This window comes from Streptomyces sp. SL06, assembly GCF_058244745.1.
This window is the reverse complement of record NZ_JBSYOT010000002.1, coordinates 3,049,534-3,071,785: the sequence shown is the minus strand read 5'-3', so window position 1 is coordinate 3,071,785 and position 22,252 is coordinate 3,049,534. Positions and strand designations below refer to the sequence as shown.

At 73.2% G+C, this 22,252-nt stretch carries 16 protein-coding genes and 1 pseudogene; 13 read left to right on the top strand and 4 right to left on the bottom strand.

All coding sequences use genetic code 11. From position 1 onward, the window contains the following. Positions 1–96 precede the first annotated feature (96 nt). Positions 97–1,146: a zinc-binding dehydrogenase gene (locus AC4IHM_RS13940; protein ID WP_490867364.1), complete on the top strand. Its 1,050-nt coding sequence runs from the start codon at positions 97–99 to the stop codon at positions 1,144–1,146. A 57-nt stretch (positions 1,147–1,203) separates the two neighbouring features. Beyond that, a complete protein-coding gene (locus AC4IHM_RS13935; RefSeq protein ID WP_490867363.1) occupies positions 1,204–1,893 on the top strand; it encodes a haloacid dehalogenase type II in 690 nt (229 codons plus the stop codon). 45 nt (positions 1,894–1,938) lie between these two features. On the opposite strand, the gene AC4IHM_RS13930 is transcribed toward AC4IHM_RS13935, so the two are convergent. After that, a complete protein-coding gene (locus AC4IHM_RS13930; RefSeq protein ID WP_490867362.1) occupies positions 1,939–2,718 on the bottom strand; it encodes an SDR family NAD(P)-dependent oxidoreductase in 780 nt (259 codons plus the stop codon). A gap of 176 nt (positions 2,719–2,894) precedes the next feature. Between AC4IHM_RS13930 and AC4IHM_RS13925 the strand changes: the two genes are divergently transcribed. The 9 genes and pseudogenes from AC4IHM_RS13925 to AC4IHM_RS13885 all read left to right on the top strand — a co-directional run bounded on the left by AC4IHM_RS13925 (position 2,895) and on the right by AC4IHM_RS13885 (position 18,084). Further along, positions 2,895–4,031, top strand: a complete 1,137-nt coding sequence (locus AC4IHM_RS13925) for an LLM class flavin-dependent oxidoreductase (protein ID WP_490867361.1) — start codon at positions 2,895–2,897, stop codon at positions 4,029–4,031. Beyond that, positions 4,028–4,662: pseudogene (locus AC4IHM_RS13920) on the top strand (CE1759 family FMN reductase). Before AC4IHM_RS13925 ends, AC4IHM_RS13920 begins: the two are co-directional and overlap by 4 nt. 62 nt (positions 4,663–4,724) lie before the next feature. Then, positions 4,725–5,444: a response regulator transcription factor gene (locus AC4IHM_RS13915; RefSeq protein ID WP_490867360.1), complete on the top strand. Its 720-nt coding sequence runs from the start codon at positions 4,725–4,727 to the stop codon at positions 5,442–5,444. Beyond that, positions 5,445–6,881, top strand: a complete 1,437-nt coding sequence (locus AC4IHM_RS13910; protein WP_490867359.1) for a sensor histidine kinase — start codon at positions 5,445–5,447, stop codon at positions 6,879–6,881. 135 nt (positions 6,882–7,016) lie between these two features. Then, positions 7,017–7,526, top strand: coding sequence for a DUF4396 domain-containing protein (locus tag AC4IHM_RS13905; protein ID WP_490867358.1), 510 nt, complete (start codon positions 7,017–7,019; stop codon positions 7,524–7,526). A 586-nt stretch (positions 7,527–8,112) separates the two neighbouring features. Next, a complete protein-coding gene (locus AC4IHM_RS13900) occupies positions 8,113–10,146 on the top strand; it encodes a flotillin family protein (protein WP_490867357.1) in 2,034 nt (677 codons plus the stop codon). Positions 10,147–10,222: 76 nt separating this feature from the next. After that, a complete protein-coding gene (locus tag AC4IHM_RS13895; protein ID WP_490867356.1) occupies positions 10,223–15,664 on the top strand; it encodes a DNA repair ATPase in 5,442 nt (1,813 codons plus the stop codon). Positions 15,665–15,811: 147 nt separating this feature from the next. Continuing rightward, positions 15,812–17,524, top strand: coding sequence for an aldehyde dehydrogenase family protein (locus AC4IHM_RS13890; protein WP_490867355.1), 1,713 nt, complete (start codon positions 15,812–15,814; stop codon positions 17,522–17,524). Continuing rightward, positions 17,521–18,084: an EF-hand domain-containing protein gene (locus AC4IHM_RS13885; protein WP_490867354.1), complete on the top strand. Its 564-nt coding sequence runs from the start codon at positions 17,521–17,523 to the stop codon at positions 18,082–18,084. The genes AC4IHM_RS13890 and AC4IHM_RS13885 overlap by 4 nt, the downstream gene beginning before the upstream one ends. Before the next feature lie 64 nt (positions 18,085–18,148). Here AC4IHM_RS13885 and AC4IHM_RS13880 read toward each other — a convergent pair whose 3' ends face one another. Then, positions 18,149–18,664: a CGNR zinc finger domain-containing protein gene (locus AC4IHM_RS13880; RefSeq protein WP_490867353.1), complete on the bottom strand. Its 516-nt coding sequence runs from the start codon at positions 18,662–18,664 to the stop codon at positions 18,149–18,151. Between the two features lie 107 nt (positions 18,665–18,771). Between AC4IHM_RS13880 and AC4IHM_RS13875 the strand changes: the two genes are divergently transcribed. Next, on the top strand, positions 18,772–19,659 hold the full coding sequence (locus AC4IHM_RS13875; protein WP_490867352.1) for an alpha/beta fold hydrolase: 888 nt from the start codon (positions 18,772–18,774) through the stop codon (positions 19,657–19,659). A gap of 383 nt (positions 19,660–20,042) precedes the next feature. Next, positions 20,043–20,930: a GNAT family N-acetyltransferase gene (locus AC4IHM_RS13870; RefSeq protein WP_490867351.1), complete on the top strand. Its 888-nt coding sequence runs from the start codon at positions 20,043–20,045 to the stop codon at positions 20,928–20,930. Between the two features lie 30 nt (positions 20,931–20,960). Here the strand turns inward: AC4IHM_RS13870 and AC4IHM_RS13865 are convergent, their stop codons facing one another. Next, positions 20,961–21,665 carry a cation efflux transmembrane domain-containing protein gene (locus AC4IHM_RS13865; RefSeq protein WP_490867350.1) on the bottom strand — a complete coding sequence of 235 codons (705 nt, stop codon included), beginning with the start codon at positions 21,663–21,665 and terminating at the stop codon, positions 20,961–20,963. Continuing rightward, positions 21,665–22,000: an ArsR/SmtB family transcription factor gene (locus AC4IHM_RS13860; protein WP_490867349.1), complete on the bottom strand. Its 336-nt coding sequence runs from the start codon at positions 21,998–22,000 to the stop codon at positions 21,665–21,667. Before AC4IHM_RS13860 ends, AC4IHM_RS13865 begins: the two co-directional genes overlap by 1 nt. Between the last annotated feature and the right edge of the window lie 252 nt (positions 22,001–22,252).

The window sequence follows — 22,252 nt, the reverse complement described above, 5'->3', positions numbered from 1 at the left end:
TTCCTGCACTGCGGGCTCCTTCACTGATCGGTGTACTGGACGGTGTACGGTGGCAGATGTTCACCGATCAGTATACCTACTGGGGGTTTCAGGGGGATGAGCGTGTCCGAGTCCATGCGAGCGGTGCGCGTCACAGGGCACGGAGGGCCGGAAGTCCTTGAGCCGGTGGAGGTCCCCGTCCCGGTGCCACGGGCGGGGGAGGCGCTGGTACGGGTCGGCGCGGTGGCCCTGAACAACACGGACCTGTGGACCCGGGAGGGCGCCTACGGCCGTCCGGGAGACCCGAAGGCGCTCTCGGGCTGGCGCGGACCGATCGACTTCCCGCGTATCCAGGGCGCCGACGTGGCGGGCCGGGTCGTGGCCGTCGGGCCCGGGGTGGAGGGGAGTCTCGTCGGACGCCGCGTGGTAGTCGACCCCGCGATCTACGACGGCGAGGGGCCGGACGCCAACCCCGTGGGCCTGATGGGGAGCGAACGCGACGGCGGATACGCCGAGTACGTGACGGCGCCCGCCGAGCGCGTGCACGACGTGACGCGGTCCCCGCTCACGGACGACCAGCTCGCGGCGCTGCCGACCGCCTACGGCACCGCGCTGGGCATGATCGAGCGGGGCCGGCTGCGGAAGGGGGAGACGGCCCTGGTCTCGGGGGCGTCCGGCGGCGTCGGCCTCGCGCTGGTGCAGATCGCACGGGCGCGCGGCGCGAGGGTGCTCGCCGTCAGCGGCGGACCCAAGGCGGACGCGGTGCGCGAGGCGGGCGCGCACGAAGTCGTCGACCGCGCGGGGGATGTCACCGAGCAGATCCGCGCCGCCGCCCCCGAGGGCATCGACGTGGCCCTCGACGTCGTGGCCGGGGACCTGCTGAGTGAGGGGCTGCCGCTGCTGCGCGAAGGGGGCCGGTGGGTCGTCGCCGGCGCACTCGGCGGATACGGCGTGACCTTCGACGTGCGCCGGCTGTACCTGCACAACGCCCAGGTCATCGGGTCCTCGATGCACACGCCCGCCCACTTCGCCCTCCTCGTGGACCTGGCCCGGCGGGCCGAGGTCCACCCCGTCGTCGCCGCGGTCTTCCCGCTGGACGAGGCCGCGCGGGCGCAGGAGGAACTCTCCCGCAGGCGGCACGTGGGAAAGATCGTGCTGCACCCCTGACGTCCGTCCGACCGACTCCCGTCCGACGGATCGCGGGCGGAACCAGGAGGCCCTCCCATGCCCCAGCCCGAGATCGACGCCCTCGTGTTCGACGTGCTCGGTACGCTCGTCGACGAACCCGCGGGTATCCGCGCCGGCATCCGCGCACTCGACCCGTCGCTCGGCGAACCCGGGGTCGAGCGGCTGTTGTCGCTGTGGCAGCGGCACATCGAGGGCGAGCAGCGTCGCATCCTGGACGGCGCCAGGCCCTACGTCACCAGCGATGTCCTCGACCTGGAGGCCGCCGGGACCGTCGCCGGCGCCGCCGGGACCGATGACCCGGCCGCCGTGGCGGCGCTGGCCCGGTCGGGCCGCAGGCTCCCGCCGTGGCCCGACACCGTGGCGGGGCTCGCCCGGCTCGCCGAACGGTTCCCGCTGATCGGACTCTCCAACGCGAGCCGGACGGCGCTGCTGGGGCTCAACGCCCACGCCGGGCTGCGCTGGCACCAGGCCCTGTCCGCCGAGGACGCCCGGACCTGCAAGCCGGACCCGGCGGTCTACCAACTGGCCGTCACCGTCTCCGGATGCCCGCCCGAGCGGCTCCTGATGGTCGCCGCCCACGCCTGGGACCTGCGCGGAGCCCAGCGCCTCGGCCTGCGCACCGCCTACGTCGCCCGCCCCGTCGGCGACCCGCCCGCCCCCTCGGACGGATTCGACCTGTACGCCGCCGACCTGACCGACCTGGCCGGCCGGCTCGCCCCCGCCTAGCGCGTCCGGCGGGCCACCGGTCCGGACATGCGCGCGCGGTGCCGCTCAGCCCTCGCGGTGCACCTTCGTGTTGGAGGCCTGGGCGCGGGGGCGGACGATCAGCAGGTCGATGTTGACGTGGGAGGGGCGGGTGATCGCCCAGGTGATGGTGTCGGCCACGTCGTCGGCGGTGAGCGGGGCGGCGACGCCCTGGTAGACCTTGGCCGCCCTGTCCTGGTCGCCGTTGAAGCGGGTCAGGGCGAACTCGTCGGTCTTGACCATGCCGGGGGCGATCTCGACGACGCGGACCGGGCGGCCGACGATCTCCAGGCGGAGGGTCTCGGCGAGGACGTGTTCGCCGTGCTTGGCGGCGACATAGCCCGCGCCGCCCTCGTAGGTGCCGTGGCCGGCGGTGGAGGAGACGACCACCACCGTGCCGTCGCCGCTCGCCTCCAGCTTGGGGAGCAGGGCCTGGGTGAGGTTGAGGGTGCCGATGACGTTCGTCTCGTACATGCGGCGCCAGTCGGCCGGGTCGCCGGTGGCCACCGGGTCGGCGCCGAGCGCGCCGCCCGCGTTGTTGACGAGGACGCCGACCGTCTTGAACGCGGTCGCGAACTCGTCGACCGCCTCGCGGTCGGTGACGTCCAGGGGGTACGCCGTCGCCTTGTGGCCGGCCGCCTCGATCTCCCGCGCCAGCGCCTCGATGCGGTCCTTGCGGCGGGCGGTGAGCACGACGCGGTATCCGGCCGCGGCGAGCTGCCGGGCCGTGGCGGCGCCGATGCCGCTGCTCGCACCGGTGACGACGGCGATGCGGGAGGCGGCGGACGAGGCGGCTGCGGTGGCCATGAGCTGCTCCTTGGTCGGTACCACTGGTCGTGCCCAGGGTAGTCAGCCCCCGGCGCGCGGCGCCCGCGTGATCACGGCCGGGCGAGCGCGCCCTTCACACCCCCGTGGAATAACGACGGGGGAACCTCCGTTTCCGGATATAGTTGAACAGTAAACAACCCGGAGGTTGAGCGATCATGCAGTTCGGCATCTTCACCGTCGGCGATGTCACGCCGGACCCGACCACGGGCCGTACGCCGACCGAGCGTGAGCGCATCAAGGCCATGGTCGCCATCGCGCTCAAGGCCGAGGAGATCGGCCTCGATGTCTTCGCGACCGGGGAGCACCACAACCCGCCCTTCGTGCCCTCCTCGCCGACCACGATGCTCGGCTATGTCGCGGCCCGCACCGAGCGGCTGATCCTCTCCACCTCCACCACCCTCATCACCACCAACGACCCGGTGAAGATCGCCGAGGACTTCGCGATGCTCCAGCACCTGGCCGACGGCCGGGTGGACCTGATGATGGGGCGCGGCAACACCGGCCCCGTCTACCCCTGGTTCGGCAAGGACATCCGCGAGGGCATCAACCTCGCCGTCGAGAACTACGCTCTGCTGCACCGCCTGTGGCGCGAGGAGGTGGTGAACTGGGAGGGCCGGTTCCGCACCCCCCTCCAGGGCTTCACGTCCACGCCCCGCCCGCTGGACGGCGTCGCGCCCTTCGTCTGGCACGGCTCGATCCGCTCCCCGGAGATCGCCGAGCAGGCCGCGTACTACGGCGACGGCTTCTTCCACAACAACATCTTCTGGCCCGCCGACCACACCAAGCGCATGATCGAGCTGTACCGCGACCGGTACGCCCACTACGGCCACGGTACGCCCGAGCAGGCGATCGTCGGCCTCGGCGGCCAGGTGTTCATGCGGCGCAACTCGCAGGACGCGGTACGTGAGTTCCGCCCCTACTTCGATGTCGCGCCGGTCTACGGACACGGTCCCTCGCTGGAGGAGTTCACCGAGCAGACCCCGCTGACCGTCGGCTCGCCGCAGCAGGTGATCGAGAAGACGCTGGCCTTCCGCGAGTACGCCGGCGACTACCAGCGCCAGCTGTTCCTGATGGACCACGCCGGGCTGCCCCTGAAGACCGTCCTCGAACAGCTCGACCTGCTCGGCGAGGAGGTCGTACCGGTGCTGCGCGAGGAGTTCGCCAAGAACCGCCCGGCGCACGTGCCGGACGAGCCCACCCACGCCTCCCTGCTGGCCGGCCGGCAGGACACGGCCCGGGACACCGCCCAGGAAGGAGCCCGCGCAGGAAACTCGTCGTCTGCGCGGGACTGAGCGGCCCGTCCTCCACCCGGCCGCTCGCCGACCGCCTCGCCGACCGCCTCGCCGCGGTCGCCGCCCCGGCCGCCACCGCCCCCGAGCCTGCTCCCGCCGAGGTCCGGGTGATCGAGCTGCGCGATCTCGCCGTCGACATCGCGCACACCTTCACCAACGGGTTCCCGGCCCGGCAGCCGGCCGACGCGTTCGACCAGGTCGCGGCGGCCGACGGCTGATCGTGGTCACGCCGGTCGTGCCGGAGGCGCGCCTCGACGCGGCCTCGGCGTCGTACAGCGGGCTGTTCAAGTCGTTCTTCGACGCGCCGAGCGTGAGCGACGCGGACGCCCTCGCCGGGAAGCCGGTGCTGATCGCCGCGACCGGCGGCACCGCCCGGCACTCCCTGGTGCTGGACCACGCGCTGCGCCCGCTCTTCGCCCACCCGAAGGCCGTCGTCGTCCCCACCGGCGTGTACGCCGCCCCCGAGGACTGGGGCGCCGAAGGGCTCGACGCCCGCGTGGAGCGCGCCGCGGGCGAGCTGGCGGCCCTGATGGCGGGCCGGTCCACGGCCCGACCGCGGCCCCGGCGGGACTCCTTCGCGGAGGTCACCCCCTTCGAGGAGCGGCGCGCCGCGCCGCGGCCCCGCGGGTGAGATGTGGGTAAGAAGCCGGGCCGTCGGGCCGGGACCCCGGCCGGCTTGGCAGACTGGGCCCCGTGGCCCGCACTGTTCTGCTCGCCGAAGACGACCGCGCCATCCGGCATGCCCTGGAGCGCGCCCTCACCCTGGAGGGATACCGGGTCACCGCGGTCGCCGACGGCGTCGAGGCGCTGGCCCAGGCCCACCGCAGCCGCCCGGACGTCCTCGTCCTCGACGTGATGATGCCGGGCGTCGACGGCCTCCAGGTCTGCCGGGTGCTGCGCGCCGAGGGCGACCCCACGCCGATCCTGATGCTGACCGCGCTGGTGGAGACCGCCGACCGCATCGCGGGCCTGGACGCGGGCGCCGACGACTACGTCGTGAAGCCCTTCGACGTCGAGGAGGTCTTCGCCCGGCTGCGCGCCCTGCTGCGCCGCACCGGCCGCGCGGAACCCGACGCCGCCGATCAGGGCGCCGAGCCGGAGGACGAGGACGGCCGGTATCTGGAGGCCGCCGGGCTGCGCATGGATCCGCGGGCCCGCCGTGCCTGGCGCGGCGGACGCGAGCTGGAACTGACCCGCACCGAGTTCGAGCTGCTCGAACTGCTGGTCCGCAACGCCGGCATCGTCCTCGACCACTCCACGATCTACGACCGCATCTGGGGCTACGACTTCGGGCCCGGCTCCAAGAACCTCGCCGTGTACGTCGGCTATCTGCGCCGCAAGCTCGACCAGCCGGGCGCCCCGCAGCTGATCCAGACCGTGCGCGGGGTGGGTTACGTCCTGCGGGCCGACTGAGTGGGCGCCTCCCCGCTCGGGCACCGGCCCCGGCTGCTGTCGCTGCGCACGACGTTCGCCGTGTCGTTCGCGACGATCACCGCCGTGGTCACCGTCCTGGTCGGGGTGCTGTCCTACAACGCCGCCGCCCGGCTGGTCCGGGTCGACCAGGAATCCGTCTTCGCGCAGGTCGTGCAGGATCTGCGGTCCGAGGTGCGCCGGCAGCGGCTGTCGCCCGGCGACTTCTCCTCCGCCGCGCCCGGCCACGACATCGTGCGCCCGGCCCGTACCGACGTACAGGTGCTCGGGCCGGACGGCGCGGTCTTCGACCCGGAGGGGCCCCGGCTGCCGGTCACCGACGCCGACCGGCGGACCGCGGGCGCGGGCCGGGCGGGGCTGCTGGTCCAGCACGAGGACGTGGATGTCGGCCACGACGTCTTCCGGGTCGCCACCGTCTCGCTCGGCGGCGGCCGGGGCGCGGTGCAGGTGGCGCAGGAGTTCAGCGACACCGAGGATCTGCTGCGGGCCCTGCAACGGCGCACGCTGGTCCTGATGGCCGCGGTGGTGACCGCAGCGGGCCTGTTCGGCTGGTGGCTGGCCCGCCGCATCACCCGCCGCCTGGTCGTCCTCACCTCGGCCGCCGAGAACGTCGCCCGCACCCGCAGGCTCGGCATCCAGGTCCCGGTCACCGGCCCGGACGAGGTGGGCCGCCTCGGCCGCGCCTTCGACCTCATGCTGGGCCGCCTCGCCCAGTCCGAGGAGGACCAGCGGCGCCTGGTCCAGGACGCGGGCCACGAGCTGCGTACGCCGCTCACCTCGCTGCGGACCAACATCTCGCTGCTGCGCCGGATCGACGAACTGCCGCCCGCCGCCCGCGAGGAACTCGTCGCCGACCTGGGGCAGGAGGCCCGTGAGCTGACCGACCTGGTCAATGAACTGGTCGAGCTGGCGGCCGGGCAGTCGGCGGGTGAGCCCCCGCAGCCGGTCGACCTGACCGAGATCGCGCACGACGTGGCGGCCCTGGCCCGGCGCCGTACCGGGCGGGAGATCGACGTACGGGCCCACGGCGAGACGGTGACCGACGGGCGGCCCGCGATGCTGACCCGCGCGATCTCCAACCTGGTCGAGAACGCCGCGAAGTTCGACCCCGGCGGCACCGCGCCCATCGAGGTCGCCGTCACCGGGCCCGACCTGCCGGGACCGGTCCGGGTCGAGGTCCTGGACCGCGGCCCCGGCATCTCCGAAGCCGACCTGGCCCGGGTCTTCGACCGCTTCTACCGCGCCGCCGACGCCCGCTCCCGGCCCGGCTCGGGCCTTGGCCTGTCCATCGTGCGGGAGGTGGCGCTCGAACACGGGGGAGCGCCGTTCGCCGGCCGGCGCGACGGGGGCGGCTCGGTGATCGGGTTCACGGTGGGCGGACCGGCACCGGACGAACCGTCGGCCGGCGACTCGGGCTGAGCGTGGGGGCGGGTCCGTTGCCCGGTGCTCGCCGCGTGCTGATCCCGACGACGGTTCGATGTACCCCCTAGGGGTATAGGGTGGCCGACGCGTAGCAGACCGAGGCGCCACCGAACGGGAACGGGGACGAGCGGCATGGACGACCACGTCCCGCACGCGGGAGACGAAGGACACGGCGGGCACGGCGGGCACGGCGGGTCCGCGCACGGCCCGGCGTCCTGGGGCATGGCGGCGCAGGCCACCCTGCACTGCCTGACCGGCTGCGCCGTCGGCGAGATCCTCGGCATGGTGATCGGCACCGCCCTGGGCTGGGGCAACGTGCCGACCACGGCCCTGGCGATCGCCCTCGCCTTCCTCTTCGGCTACTCGCTGACGCTGTCCGCGGTGATCCGGGCCGGCCTGGGCCTCGGGCCGGCGATCAGGGTCGCGCTGGCCGCCGACACCGTCTCCATCGTGGTGATGGAACTGGTCGACAACGGAATCGTCGCCCTCACGCCGGGCGCGATGGACGCGCAGTTGTCGGACGGTCTGTTCTGGGCCACCCTGCTCGGCGGACTCGCCGTCGCCTTCGTCCTCACCACCCCGGTCAACAAGTGGATGATCGGCCGCGGCAAGGGGCACGCCGTCGTCCACGCGCACCACTGACCCGCCGCCCCGGACAGCGGGTTCCCGGCCCAACTGCCGTGTTCCCGGGGGCCGTCCGGCATGCAAACCCCGGTGAACGTTGCCGGAAACCGGCAATGCGCGACACCGGCACGATCGTTCATCATGGGGGCACGGGGAGCACTGCCGCGGGCGTCCGGCATCGGACCGGGCCCGCCGGGAGTGTCCCGTTCACAGCGGCCGTGCACGGGAGGGGGCGGAAGATGTCGACGAACCTGCTGTTCGTCCGCCCACTGCACCGGCTCCGCCCGGACGAACCCGGCCGCGCCCCCGAAGGCGACCGCGCCGCGGCACACCGCCGCCGCGCCGTCTGACCCCGCACCTCACCCCGGCCGGACTCCCGGCCGACGCGGCACGACCGCGGCCCGCCGCCGCGCCTGCCGCGACCGCCCCACCGCCGTAAGCCAGTTACCGCCGTAAGCCAGTCACTGCCGTAATCAGTCACCGCCGTAATCAGTCACCGCCGTGACCGCGCACAGTCGCGACCCACCGCTCGTTGCCGCAACAAGCCGCAGCCGCGACCGACTTGTGCCGTCCCACGCCGTCTCATGCCGTAAGGACGTATGCCATGGAAGTCATCGGTGTCCTCGCCGTCGTCTGTCTGCTCGTCGTCGCCGTAGCGCTCTTCGCCGTCTCGCGGCTCTTCCGCAAGGTGGAGCAGGGCAAGGCGCTGATCGTCTCGAAGATGCGCAAGGTGGACGTGACCTTCACCGGCCAGGTGGTGCTGCCGGTGCTGCACAAGGCCGAGGTGATGGACATCTCGGTGAAGACGATCGAGATCACGCGGGCCGGCAAGGAAGGGCTGATCTGCCGGGACAACATCCGGGCGGACATCCGCATCTCCTTCTTCGTCAAGGTCAGCAAGACCGTCGAGGATGTCGTCAAGGTCGCCCAGGCGGTCGGCACGGCGCGGGCCAGCGACCGGAACACCTTGCAGGAGCTGTTCCACGCGAAGTTCTCCGAGGCGCTGAAGACCGTCGGCAAGCAGATGGACTTCACCGACCTCTACACCAAGCGCGAGGAGCTGCGGTACCGGATCATCGAGGTCATCGGCGTCGACCTCAGCGGGTACCACCTGGAGGACGCGGCGATCGACTACCTGGAGCAGACGCCGCTCACCCAGCTGGACCCGGCGAACGTCCTCGACGCCCAGGGCATCCGGAAGATCACCGAGCTGACGGCCGTGGAGCACGTACGCACCAACGAGGCCCGGCGCACCGAGGAGAAGGAGATCACCCGGCAGAACGTCGACGCGCGCGAGGCCGTACTGGAGCTGGAGCGCCGTCAGGCGGACGCCGAGATCAAGCAGAAGCGCGAGATCGACACGACCCGGGCCCGCGAGGAGGCCGAGACGGCACGGGTGATGGAGGAGGAGCGGCTGCGGGCGCAGGCGGCCTTCCTGCGCACGGAGGAGCAGCTCGGTGTGCAGCGCGAGAACCAGGCCCGTGAGGTCGCGGTCGCCGCGAAGAACCGCGAGCGGGTCATCGCCGTCGAGAACGAGCGCATCGAGAAGGACCGCATGCTGGAGGTCATCGGCCGCGAGCGGGAGACCGAACTGACCCGGATCGCCGCCGAGAAGGAGGTCGAGGCGGAGCGGCGGGACATCGCCGAGGTCATCCGCGAGCGGGTCGCCGTGGACCGCACGGTCGCCGAGCAGGAGGAGTCCATCAAGAAGCTGCGGACCGTGGAGGAGGCCGAGCGGCAGCGGCAGGCCGTCGTCATCGCCGCCGAGGCCGAGGCACAGGAGCGGCTCGTCAAGGACATCAAGGCCGCCGAGGCCGCCGAGCAGTCGGCCACCCACCGCGCCGCCGAGGAACTGACCCTGGCCGAGGCCCGGTTGAAGAGCGCCGACCTCGACGCGCGGGCCAAGCTGCGGATGGCCGAGGGACTCCAGGCCGAGGCCGCGGCGGAGGGCCTCGCGGCGGTGCAGGTCCGCGACAAGGAGGCCGAGGTCATCGAGAAGGCCGGCCGCGCCGAGGCCGGCGCGACCGAGGCCCGGATGCGCGCCGAGGCCGAGGGCGCGCGGGCCAAGGCGCTGGCCGAGGCCGAGGCCATCGGCGGCAAGCTGAAGGCGGAGGCCGCCGGACTGACCGAGAAGGCCGCGGCGATGGCAGCCCTGGACGACGCCTCGCGCGGCCACGAGGAGTACCGGCTGCGCCTGGAGGCCGAGAAGGACATCCGGCTGGCCGGCCTGGACGTGCAGCGGCAGGTCGCCGAGGCCCAGGCCACGGTGCTCGCCACCGGTCTGGAGAACGCCGACATCGACATCGTGGGCGGCGACACGGTGTTCTTCGACCGCCTGATGTCCTCGGTGGCGCTCGGCAAGGGCGTCGACGGATTCATGAAGCACTCCGAGACCGCCCAGGCCCTCGCCGGACCCTGGCTGGACGGCTCGTCCAGCTTCACCGACGACCTGACCCGCGTCCTCGGCTCGCTCTCCACGGCCGACGTGCAGAACCTGACGGTCTCCGCGCTGCTGATGAAGCTGATGAAGTCGGGCACCACCGACTCCGGACAGGTGCAGCGGCTCCTGGACCGGGCGGGCGAACTGGGCCTGGCCGACACGCCGCTCACCGCCCTGAACGGCACGGCCCGGGTCTGATCACCACCGGGTGCCGAAGCCGCCGCACAGGGGACGGCGGCTTCGGCACCCGGCTTCTCGAAGGGATGAACCTCTCATGGCCACCGCCCAGGAGACGGGTACGTACGACGCCGCCGACGCCGGCGCCTACGAGGTGCTGCGCGACCGGCTCGCCGCGCAGGCCGCCGAGCTGACCCGGCGCACCGAACTCCTCAACACCCGCCGGGTGACGGAGTTCGGCACCGCACGGCTCGAACTGGCCGGCACCGAGCGGCTGCGCACGGAGCACCCCGGGGTGCCGTGCGACATCGCCGCCGTCGGGGACCACGCCCTGCTCCTGGGCTCCACCGGCCGGCCGGGCCCGCGCGGCGAGACCGCGGTGGCCGACGTGTTCACGCTGTACGACCGCGAACTGAACCGGCTGCCCGCCTCGGCCGTCCCCGGACTGCTCGACGACCCCTCCTTCGTACGGGAGTTCGCGGAACTGCACCGCTACTACCGGCAGGCCCGGCTGCTGCGGCTGCGCCCCGTCGACGGCAGGCTGCTGGCCGTCTTCCGCACCGGCGAGAAGGCCGACGACATCCGCGTACTGCGCTGGACGCTCACCGAGGACGGGCAGGCGGCCTTCCTGGACGCGCGGGGCGAACGCGACGACGTCTTCCCCCCGTCCCACGACTTCGAGTGGACCGAGGCGACCCGCGAGGACCACGTCCTCGGCCGGCATCCGCACGTGGCCGTCCGCGGCGAGTTCTTCGTCACCGCCGTCGGCGGCGCCCTCACCGTCAAACTGGACAACGACACCGAGACGCCCGAGGGCATCCACAGCGAACCCGTCGACGAGCCCTTGCAGGCGCTTGCCGACGCGGACATCGCGCACGCCCGGGTCGGGGCCCTGGTCCTGCTGCGGGTACGGCCCTACAAGGAGGACACCGACCGCTACCTGGTGTTCAACACCCTGACCAGGGCGGTGGTACGCCTCGACGGCATCGGCCTCGCCTGCCGCCGCCTGCCCGACGACCAGGGCATCGTCTTCCCCGGCGGCTACTGCCTGGCCACGGGCACCCACAAGGCGTACGAACTCGACGCCGACGGGCTGGAGTTCGAGCGGGAGGTGCGCTCGCCCAACGGCGAGGACGTGCTGTACGCCTTCCACGCGCGCGGCGAGAGCCGGGGCCTGCTGCTGTCGTACAACACGATCCGCAAGGAGGTCGCGAACCCGCTGCCGTGCCGGGGCTGGGCGCTGGCAGGCGACGGCACCTTCGCGGTGCTGCGCGCCGACGGCGACGAACCGGCCCAGGTGCATCCGGTGCAGCTGTGGCACTCGCCCTACGCCTGCGACACCCACGCCGCCGCCGCGCCCACCGGCACCGGCCCGCTGGCCCGCGTCGGCAACGCCGACCTCGTACGCGGCATCTCCGCCTGTCTGTCCGTCGCCGGCGCCGTCGGCGAGGGGATCACGACGGCCGAGGGCTACCGGGCGCTGGCCGCCGCCTGCGTGCGCGCGGCCGACGGCCACCACTGGCTGGGCGAGGACGACCTCGGCGACCTGGCCGGCACCCTGGCGGCGGTACGGGAGACCGCCGAGCAGGTACTCGCCGAGTTCGAGACCGTGCGCACCCTGACCCGGCGGGCGGCCGAGGCCCGCGACGAGGCCGCCGAGCGCGCCGCCGCCGTGGTCCGCCGGCTGCGCGGCGAGGCACCGCGGGAGGCCGCCGCCTGGGTCCGGGGCCTCACCGAACTCCGGCACGCCCACGGGCACCTGCTGAACGTCAAGGAGATGCGGTACGCCGACGGCCCCGGCATCGACGCCCTCGCCGAGCAGGCGGAGGCCTCCCTCGCCGACCTCGCCCGGCGCGCCGTGACCTTCCTCGCCCGCGAGGACGCCTTCGACGCCCAGCGCGAGGAGGCCGAACGGCTCGTCGCCGACGCGCAGGCCATCGGCACCGTCGCCGAGGCCGGACCCGTCGCCGCCCGGCTCGACGAACTCGCCGACGGGCTGCGCACGGTGACCGATGTCGTCGCCGAACTCGACATGGGCGACGCCACGGTCCGCACCTCCCTGCTGGAGCGCGTCGCCGCCGTACTCGGCGGGGTCAACCGCGCCCGCGCCACCCTCGACGCCCGCCGCCGTGCCCTCCTCGACCACGAGGGACGCGCCGAGTTCGCGGCCGAGACCGCCCTGCTCGGCCAGGCGGTCACCGCCGCGCTCGCCGCCGCGGACACCCCCGAGCGCTGCGACGACCAACTGGCCGGGCTCATGGCCCGCCTTGAGGATCTGGAGTCCCGCTTCGCGGAGTTCGACGCCTTCCTCGGCGAACTCGCGGACAAACGCGCCGAGATCTACGAGGCGCTCGCCGCCCGCAAACAGTCCCTCGCCGACACCCGGGCCCGCCGCGCCGAACAACTCGCCGCCTCCGCCGCCCGGATCCTGGAGACGATCACCAGGCGCTGCGCCACGCTCGCCGACACCGACGCGGTCAGCACCTACTTCGCCTCCGACCCCATGGTCACCAAGGTCCGCCGCACCGCCGGGGAACTGCGCGCCCTGGGCGACACCGTACGGGCCGAGGAACTCGACGGCCGCCTCAAGTCGGCCCGCCAGGAGGCCTCCCGCGCCCTGCGCGACCGCACCGACCTGTACGCCGACGACGGCCGCACCCTGCGCCTGGGCACCCACCGCTTCGCCGTCAACACCCAGCCCCTCGACCTCACCCTCGTCCCGGACGGCGACGGACTCGCCTTCGCCCTCACCGGCACCGACTACCGCGCGCCGGTCACCGATCCCGGCTTCGCGGCCACCCGCCCGTACTGGGACCGCTCCCTGCCCTCGGAGTCGCCCGAGGTCTACCGCGCCGAGCACCTCGCCGGCCGGCTGCTGCGCGAACACGGCCCCGGCGCCCTCGCCTCGGCCGACCTGCCAGGACTCGTCCGCGAGGCGGCGCGGGAGGCGTACGACGAGGGCTACGAGCGGGGCGTGCACGACCACGACGCGACGGTCCTCCTCACCACGCTGCTGCCCCTGTACGAGCAGGCCGGCACCCTGCGCCACGAGCCGGCCGCCCGCGCCGCCGCCCAGCTCTTCTGGTCCCACGGCACCACCCCCGAGGCACGCCAGACCTGGACCCGACGCGCGGCGTCCCTGGCCCGCGCCCGCGACACGTTCGGCCTCACCTCGGCGATCCGGGACCTGGAGGAGGAACTGGCACATGCCGTCGAGGCGTGGGGCCGGGCCGGGGGCGGGCATGGTGCGCCGGGGGCGGTGACCGGCGCGGCGGGGGGCCCGGTCGGTGCCACGGGGGTTCCGGTCGGTGGCGCGGGGGGCGGGGCCGGTGCCGGTGGGAGCGCGGTCGGCTTCGCGGGGGTCCCGGTCGGCGTCGGTGGGGGTGCGAACGGTGCCGGGGGGCCGTCGTTTGGTGCCGCCGCCGGTGCGAACGGCGCCGCGGGGGACCCGGTCGGTGCCGTCGGAGGCGCGAACGGGGCGGCCGGGGCCGCGGTTGCGGTGCCCGGCGCCGTCACGGGTGCGGCCGGTTCCGGCGGGGCGGCGGCCGACTCCGCCGCCGACACGGCCGGTGCCGGCGCCGCCGCCTCGTACCTCTTCCACGAACTGACCACCGCCCCCGACGGCTTCGTGCTCGGCGCGGGCACGCGCACGCTCCTGGAGAAGTTCCGCCGCACCGTGGGCACCCCGGCCTACGACGAGGACCTGGCCGCCCTCGACGACCTGGCCGCCCGCCGGCAACTCGCCGAGGCGTGGCTGTCGTCGTACGCCGCCGCGACCGGCACCGACCTCACCCCCGGCGACCTGGCCGAGGCGGTCGCCGCCGAACTCTGCCCGGACCTGCCCCGCTACGACGGCGACACCGCGCCGACGGCCACGGCCGAAGGCCTGCTGGGCGCCCACCCGCGCATCACCGCGGGCCGACTGCCCCTGCGCCTGGACGAGTTCCTCGCCCGCACCGCGCGCTTCGCGACCCGGGACGTACCCGCGTTCCGCGCCTACCAGCACAGCCGTACGGCCCTGGTGACGGCCGAACGCACCCGCCTGCGCCTGGACGACCACCGCCCGCGCGTGATGTCCGCCTTCGTCCGCAACCGGCTCGTCGACGAGGTGTACCTCCCGCTCATCGGCGACAGCCTGGCCAAACAGCTCGGCACCACCGGCGGGACCAAGCGCACCGACACCGGCGGCCTCCTGCTGCTGCTCTCCCCGCCCGGCTACGGCAAGACGACCCTGGTCGAGTACGTCGCCGACCGCCTCGGCCTGATGCTGGTGCGGATCAGCGGCCCCGCGCTCGGCCACGGCGTCACCTCACTCGACCCGGCCGACGCCCCGAACGCCACCGCGCGCCAGGAGATAGAGAAGATCAACTTCGCGCTGGCCGCCGCGAACAACACCCTCCTCCACCTCGACGACATCCAGCACACCTCCCCCGAACTCCTCCAGAAGTTCATCCCGTTGTGCGACGCCACCCGCCGCGTCGACGGCGTCCGGGACGGCCGCCCGCGCACCTACGACCTGCGCGGCAAGCGCTTCGCCGTCTGCATGGCGGGCAACCCCTACACCGAGGCCGGCGCCCGCTTCCGGGTACCCGACATGCTCGCCAACCGGGCCGACGTTCTGGAACCTCGGCGACGTACTGACCGGCAAGGAGGAGGCCTTCGCCCTCAGCTTCCTGGAGAACGCGCTCACCGCGAACCCGGTCCTGGCCCCGCTCGCCGGCCGCGACCGGGCCGACCTGGAACTGCTGGTACGCCTGGCCACCGGCGACCCCACCGCCCACGCCGACCGCCTCACCCACGCCTGCCCGCCCGCCGAACTGGAGCGCGTCCTCTCCGTCCTGCGCCACCTCATCGCGGCCCGCGAGACGGTGCTCGCCGTCAACGCCGCCTACATCGCCTCCGCGGCCCAGGCGGACGCCACCCGTACCGAGCCGCCCTTCCAACTCCAGGGTTCCTACCGCAACATGAACAAGATCGCCCAGCGCATCCGCCCGGTCATGAACGACGGCGAGCGCGACGCCGTACTCGACGACCACTACACCGCCGAGGCCCAGGCCCTGGCCCACGGAGCCGAGGCCAACCTCCTCAAGCTCGCCGAGCTGCGCGGCACGCTCACCCCCGAACAGGCCGACCGCTGGGCCGAGGTGCGCACCACCCACGTGCGCGCCCGCACCCTCGGCGGCCCCGAGGACGACCCGCTCGTGCGCGCCGTCGCCGCCCTGGGCCTGCTCGCCGACCGGGTCGCCGCCGTCGAGTCGGCCATCACCCGCGCCGCCGACCCCCGCCATCTCATGGCCAGTCCCCAAGCCCGGCACGCCGCCGGCGGAACGGAGCAGTGATGGTCTACTTCCTCGGCCCCCTCGTGGTGGTCCTGGCGATCGTGGCGCTGAACACGGCGGTCCTGGTCCGCCGGGACCGCCGGCGGATGGACCCGTCCGCCGACGGCCCGCCCGTCGAGGCCGCCGCCACCCGGGCCCTGCCCGAGTCCGGCCGCCGTGCCCACTCCCACCGGAACCGTTTCCCGCGCGAACACGAGTGAGGCCCCACGGCCGCACCGGACCGGTGCGATCACCGCACTAGCATGAACCACTGCTGTTCCGACCGGATATGAGAGGACATCACCTGTTCAGGTCGGAAGCCGCCCGGCGGCGGATGGATCCGCCGCCGGGTGCGAAGAATACGGAGCGTGAACCGTACTTCCGGGGTCCTGTCCCGCAGTTACCCGGTCCTGCTGGCCGGAGAGCCGAGGCCCGGCGAGAGCTGGGTGCACTGGCCCCGAAGCAGCGCCATGCTCGACGACACCTACGAGGTCCTCGCCCTCAAGGCCCGCCTGGACCACGCCCGGGAGAATCCGGAGGACCACGCGGACCCCCGGTTGTCCGGACGGGTGGCCCGGTCCACCGCGGAGCAGGCCCTCGCGGCGCTCGCCTCGGCCCGCGAGGCACAGCCGGCCTGGGCGCGGGTCCCGCTCGCCCGGCGGCTGGACTTCGTCCGCGCCTTCCACCACCTCCTGCGGGAGCGGGCCGACGAGGTCCTCGCGGTCCTCGTCGCCGAGGGACATCCGGTGCGGGTGGCGCGGTGGGCCCTGTCCGCGGCGCTGAACCTCACCCACCCCGACTCGGTCGACCACGCCCACGCGGCCATGGCCTGGGAGGGCCACCAGGCGGGCCGGCTGGTGCGCCTGGTGCGCAAGCCCGACGGGGTCGTGTGCCTCGACCCGGCGCGGAACGCCCCGATGCTCACCGCCCTGGCCGGGGTCCCGACACTCGCGGCGGGAAACGCCCTCGTGGTCAACGTCCCGCCGACGGTCCCGCTGGGCGTCGCCCACCTCTTCCACGAACTGGTCGCCCCGCTGCTGACCCGGCACGGCGCCCCGCCCGGCACCCTGAGCGTGCTCTGCGCCCCGGCCCGCCCGATGCTGCGCACCTGGCTCGCCTCGCCCCACTGCGACGACATCTTCTTCTTCGGCGGCGCCGCCCAGGGCGCCGAACTCACCCGGGCCTGCCTGGAGCACGGCAAGAAGCCCATCATGGAGCTGGCCGGGAACGACGCCCTGGTGGTCTGGCGGGACGCCGACCTCGAAGGGGCGGTGGAAGCGGCACTTGAGCGCTATCTCGGTTCCGGACAGCTGTGCCTCGCACCGAAGTTCGCCCTGGTCCACCCCGCCGTCGCCGACGAGTTCACCGAGCGGCTGCACCGCCGGGTGGCCGCACTGCGGGTGGGACCGCCCGAGGACCCCGAGGTCGTCCTCACGCCGGTGATCAAACGCTCCCACTGCAAGGAAGTCCTCGACGAGGCCGTGGCCCAGGGCGCCGAGCTGCTCTGCGGCGGAGAGCTGGTCGACGTACGCGACCGCCCGTCGCTCCGGGGCCCCTTCATCCGGCCCGCCCTGCTGCGGGTGGGGAGCCTGGAGGCCGCGGCGTCGATGCGCGCGGTCACCGAGGAGACGTTCTTTCCACTGATGTGCGTGGTCGTGGCCGCAGGCAACGCGCCCGCACCGGCCGCCGACGAGGAGGTGCTGGACTCGGTCCTCGCGTTCGTCGACGCCAATCCGTACGGGCTGCGCAATTCGCTGTGGGCACGCGATCCGCACGTCATCCACCGGTTCACGGACGAGGTGAGCAACGGCGGTGTGCTGAAGGTCAACGACAGCCACATCGGAACCCTGCCCGTCCTGCCCATCGTCGGAGGCACGGGGCTCTCGGGCGGAGTGTTCGGCGAGGCCAACATCCCCTTCCTGCGGACCACCCGCCTCCAGGGGATCAGCCTCGGCACCGGAACCACGGCCCCCTTCGACCACCTCGCCGCCGCCGGGCTCCCCGCGGACGCCGGGCCGGCCGCGCCTCCCACCAAGATCCTGCCGGAGCAGTCCGGCACCACCAGAAAGGCCGACCTGTGACCACGCTTTCGGGCACGCCCCTGCTCCACCGCAAGATCGATCTCTGTTTCGGGCACTTCGACACCGACGACGACGGCTCCATCGACCGCGAGGACCTGCTGACCCTCGGCGCCCAACTGCTGTCGAGGTTCGGGGAGCCCGCCACCTCTCCCAAGGGGACCGCGCTGATGGACGGGATGGCCCGCTTCTGGGACGCCCTCGTCGTCGCCGCCGACCAGGACGGGGACGGGCGGCTGTCCCCCGAGGAATACCGGAACTGCATGACCGGGGCCTTCATCGACGCGCCCGAAGGCTTCGACACCTCCTTCCGCCCCCTGGCGCAGGCGGTGTGCGGGCTCCTCGACACCGACGGGGACGGCGAGGTGGACGAACGGGAGTTCACCGCCTGGCAGGAGGTGTTCCGCACCGCACCCGAGGACCGGGCCGACGCCTTCCGGAAACTGGACACCGACGGCAACGGAAAACTGAGCGTCGACGAACTCCTCGCCGCCGTCCGCCAGTACTACGTGAGCCCCGAGGCGGACGCGGCCGGCAACTGGCTGTACGGCTCACTGAACTGAGCCGAGCCGGGCTGAACGGACGGTCGGGAGGCGGTGGTTCCAACGGGAGCCGCCGCCTCGCGCGTTACCCGGGCCGCTCGGTTCGGGGGGTCTCCCGGGTCCGAGCCTGATGCCGACGGGCTTTGAGCCGGTTCCCGCAGGTCTTCATCGAGCACCACCGCGCGGTGTTGGCACGGCTGCGGTCCAGCAGGAAGAGGCGGCATTCGGGGTTCTCGCACGGCCGCAGACGGCCGGGCATCCGCTCCTTGACGTCCGCCCACGCGAGCACGAGTGCCACGGCGAGCGCGCGCTCCGGCGGCACCTCCAGGTGCCAGTCGACGCCCGCCGGGTCGGGCCGCGGGACCTTGCGCACACCTGCGAGGACCCGGCGCAGCCGGGGTTCGGCCTGCCTGCCCGACTCCACCGCCTGGAGCGCGTCCCGGGCGGTACGCAGCCACCGGCGCTCGTCCTCGCCGCCGGCACCCCCGTGCTCCCGCGCCCACGCGTCCACCCGGTCGTCGTCACGCCACAGGTCCCGGCGTCGGCCGTCCACGACAGGGGTGCTGTTCAGCGCCTGCACGAGGGCCTGGTCGTCCAGCACGGACCTCACCTTCCAGCTAACTGCATCAAGTGGTTTGACAGGTTACCCCAAGGGTCGTCTACTGGACCCCGAGGGATAACCGTCACGCGCCACTGAAGGGGTTAGCCATGGTTGAGGTCCACCACCGCTACGCGACCGTGCGGGGACATCGCGTCTTCTACCGCGAGGCAGGCGCCCCCGGAGCCCCCGCACTCGTACTCCTGCACGGCTTCCCCACCAGCTCACGCATGTTCCGCCACCTCATCCCGGCGCTGGCCGACCGATTCCACGTCATCGCCCCCGACCACCTCGGCTTCGGCAACTCCGACGCCCCGCCCGCGGACGCGTTCACCTACACCTTCGACTCCCTGACCGACATCACCGAAGCCCTCCTGGCCCGGCTCGGCGTCGGCCGCTACGCCGTGTACGTCCAGGACTACGGCGCACCCATCGGCTGGCGGCTGGCCCTGCGCACCCCGGACGCGATCACCGCCGTGATCACGCAGAACGGCAACGCCTACGAGGAGGGCTTCGTACCGGAGTTCTGGAAGCCCGTATGGGCGTACGCCGAGAACCCGGGCCCGCAGACCGAGCCGGCCGTCCGCGCCGCCCTCTCCCTCGACGCCATCCGTTGGCAGTACCTGCACGGAGTGGACCGGCCCGAGCTGGTCGACCCCGACACCTGGGCCGCCGACCACCGCGAGGTCAACCGACCGGGCAACGACCTCGTGCAGCTGGCCCTGTTCCGCGACTACGCCTCCAACCCGCCCCTCTACCCCCGGGTGCACGCCTACTTCCGCGACCGCCGCGTCCCCCTCCTCGCCGTCTGGGGCGCGGCCGACGAGATCTTCGGCCCGCCCGGAGCACACGCCTTCACCAGGGACCTGCCGGACGCGGAGATCCACCTGATCCCGGGAGCGGGCCACTTCCTCCTCGAAAGCCACCTGGACACGGTGGCGGGCTACATGCGCGGGTTCCTGACGGGCGGGGCGGCGTCGACTCGCCGGCACTCGTAGGGTGCGCGGGCGCTGCATCGACTGCCCGCGGGGGCGTGATGAGAGAGCTGGCCTGCGTCGCGCCAAGGTCCGTTAAATCGCGGCCCGTTGGGATCTGGACCTTGTCGCGGCGGGCGGCGGAGGCCCTGCACGCCTGGGCGGATACGCCGTCGGTCGTCACCCTGCTGGCAGCGGACCTCGCGGCCGTGCTTCGAGACCTACAGGTACGGGCTCCCGTACGGCGGGAGCCCTCGGCACTGCGCCCCCCTGTCCCACTGGATCGACTTCCTGTTCGACCTGACCGACCGCAGACTGGCGGCATCGGCCCCCGCGAACCACTCGGTTGCCCCAACCCTGCTTGGCAGGGCCCGAGCGGCGGCCCGGAACATCCGGGACCATGAGGCATGCTCCCGGACGACTGGCACCTCACCCAAGAGATCGACGAATTCCTCGTCCGAGCCGGGGACTTCCTGTGCTCGCGCCCCGCGCTGCACAACACCCCACTCACGGACATCGAGACACTGCGGCTACGCGGGGCGGTCGAATGCGACGCCGAAGCCGCCGTTTTCGGCCGACTGGAGTCAGGGGGAGAGGTTCGCGGGATCTTCTATCTCACCCCGCGTGGCCGCCTGGGCCTCACGCCGCTCGCCGCCGAGCAGACCGACACCCTCGCCGCCCACCTGGCAGACCTCGGCCGTGCCCCTTCCAACGTCGTCGCGGACCACGACACCGCCGGCGCCTTCGCCAAGTCATGGCAGCGGCACGTGGGCGCGACGCCGGTACGGTTCTGGCGGACGCATCTCCACCGCCTCGGCACGCTCACCGCACCGCAGCCGCGCCCAGCGGGACAGGGGCGTATGACGCGCGGTAGCGACCGTGAGCAAGTCGTGCGCTGGTGCCGTGAGTTCTGTGTCGAGGTCGGGGAACGGCCCTCCATCGACCTGATCGACACCGGCCGTTGGGACGACTCGCGGTTCGGCGACAGGCACTTCACGTTCTGGGAGACCCCGGACGGCACCCCCGTCTCGATGGCGGCAGCGACCCCGGTCGTCGGCGGCATGGTCCGGGTGGACCCGGTGTACACCCCGCCCCACCTCCGCGGCCGGGGCTACGCGGGAGCCGTGACGGCAGCGGCGAGCAGGGCCGCGCTGACCGAGGGCGCGACGGACGTCGTGCTGTTCACGGACCCGGACAACCCCACCAGCAACGCCCTCTACCGGCGCATCGGTTACGCCCGTATCGCCGACTTCACCGGCTACAGGTTCTCCTACGACGCTCCGCGGGCCGGGTGAGGGCGATGCCGCGGGACCCGGGATACCCGGTCAGCCGCAGCAGTCGCAGCCGGTACGGCAACCGCAGGCGTCCGTGTCGTCACCGGCGGCCGGGACCGCGCAGCACCCCTTGCCCTGCCAGGCGTCGCGGCCCTCCTTGACGGCGATGGCAGCGATGACGAGGGCGGCGACGGGATCGGCCCAGGACCAGCCGAGGGTGGCGTTCAGGACCAGGCCGACCAGGAGCACGGCGGACAGGTACGTGCACAGCAGGGTCTGCTTGGAGTCCGCCACGGCGCTGGCGGAGCCGAGTTCGCGCCCGGCCCTGCGCTGGGCGGCGGACAGGAACGGCATGATCGCCAGGGAGAGCGCGGCGATGACGATGCCGGGGATGGAACGCTCGGCCTCGCCCGTGCCGGTCAGGGCGCGTACGGCATCGAAGGCGACGTAGGCGGCGAGCGCGAAGAAGGAGACCGCGATGATCCGCAGGGCCGCCTTCTCCCGGGCCTCGCGCACGGCGTGCTCACGGGCGGAGAACTGCCAGGCGACGGCGGCGGCCGAGGAGACCTCGATGACCGAGTCGAGCCCGAAGCCGATCAGAGCGGTGGAGGAGGCCATCGTGCCGGCGGTGACCGCGACGACCGCCTCGACCACGTTGTACGTGATGGTGGCGGCGACCAGCAGGCGGATCCGCCGGGCAAGCGCCTCCCGGCGGGCAGGCCCCGGCCCGAGGGGCATCGCCACCTCGGCGGCCATCAGCAGCACCCCTTCTCGTCGGCGTCCACACAGGTGCGGTCGGTCTCGACGGCCACGACGGCGGTACGCAGATCGTCCAGGGCATGGCCGAGCCGGTCGTCGGCCAGCTCGTACCGGGTGCGGCGGCCGTCGGGCACGCTGACGACCAGCCCGCAGTCCCGCAGACACGCCAGATGATTGGACAGCCGCGTACGCGAGATCCCGAGCCCGTCGGCGAGGTCCGCCGGGTAGGCGGGCTCCTCCCGCAGAGCAAGCAGAATCCGGCAGCGAATCGGATCGGCAAGCGCCCGACCGAACCGGACGAGCACCTCGATGTCGGAAGCAACAGTCAGCACGGCACGACAGTACAGGGATTCCTGAATTCAGAAAACCCTGAATCGTCATCGCCGCCCGGCGAACCCCGCACCCGCCGACGCATCAGCGCACCCAGCGAGCCCAAAGCCCCCTGGCCCTGCTGTGGGCGTATTGCAGAAGACCGCGACTCCCAGTGACCCGCGGTTCGCCTTCCGCCGGGTGACCGCCACACGCGAGAGCCCACCGCGGTCAGGGACAATGCCCGCTTGCGCACACGCGCCACAGAAGGGACG

Bases quoted from the DNA above. Each gene is read 5' to 3' on its own strand.
- AC4IHM_RS13895 (WP_490867356.1), top strand. From the start codon at position 10,223: ATGGCCACCGCCCAGGAGACGGGTACGTACGACGCCGCCGACGCCGGC.
- AC4IHM_RS13900 (WP_490867357.1), top strand. From the start codon at position 8,113: ATGGAAGTCATCGGTGTCCTCGCCGTCGTCTGTCTGCTCGTCGTCGCC.
- AC4IHM_RS13940 (WP_490867364.1), top strand. From the start codon at position 97: ATGAGCGTGTCCGAGTCCATGCGAGCGGTGCGCGTCACAGGGCACGGA.
- AC4IHM_RS13875 (WP_490867352.1), top strand. From the start codon at position 18,772: ATGGTTGAGGTCCACCACCGCTACGCGACCGTGCGGGGACATCGCGTC.
- AC4IHM_RS13935 (WP_490867363.1), top strand. From the start codon at position 1,204: ATGCCCCAGCCCGAGATCGACGCCCTCGTGTTCGACGTGCTCGGTACG.
- AC4IHM_RS13905 (WP_490867358.1), top strand. From the start codon at position 7,017: ATGGACGACCACGTCCCGCACGCGGGAGACGAAGGACACGGCGGGCAC.
- AC4IHM_RS13870 (WP_490867351.1), top strand. From the start codon at position 20,043: ATGCTCCCGGACGACTGGCACCTCACCCAAGAGATCGACGAATTCCTC.
- AC4IHM_RS13925 (WP_490867361.1), top strand. From the start codon at position 2,895: ATGCAGTTCGGCATCTTCACCGTCGGCGATGTCACGCCGGACCCGACC.
- AC4IHM_RS13930 (WP_490867362.1), bottom strand. From the start codon at position 2,718: ATGGCCACCGCAGCCGCCTCGTCCGCCGCCTCCCGCATCGCCGTCGTC.
- AC4IHM_RS13865 (WP_490867350.1), bottom strand. From the start codon at position 21,665: ATGGCCGCCGAGGTGGCGATGCCCCTCGGGCCGGGGCCTGCCCGCCGG.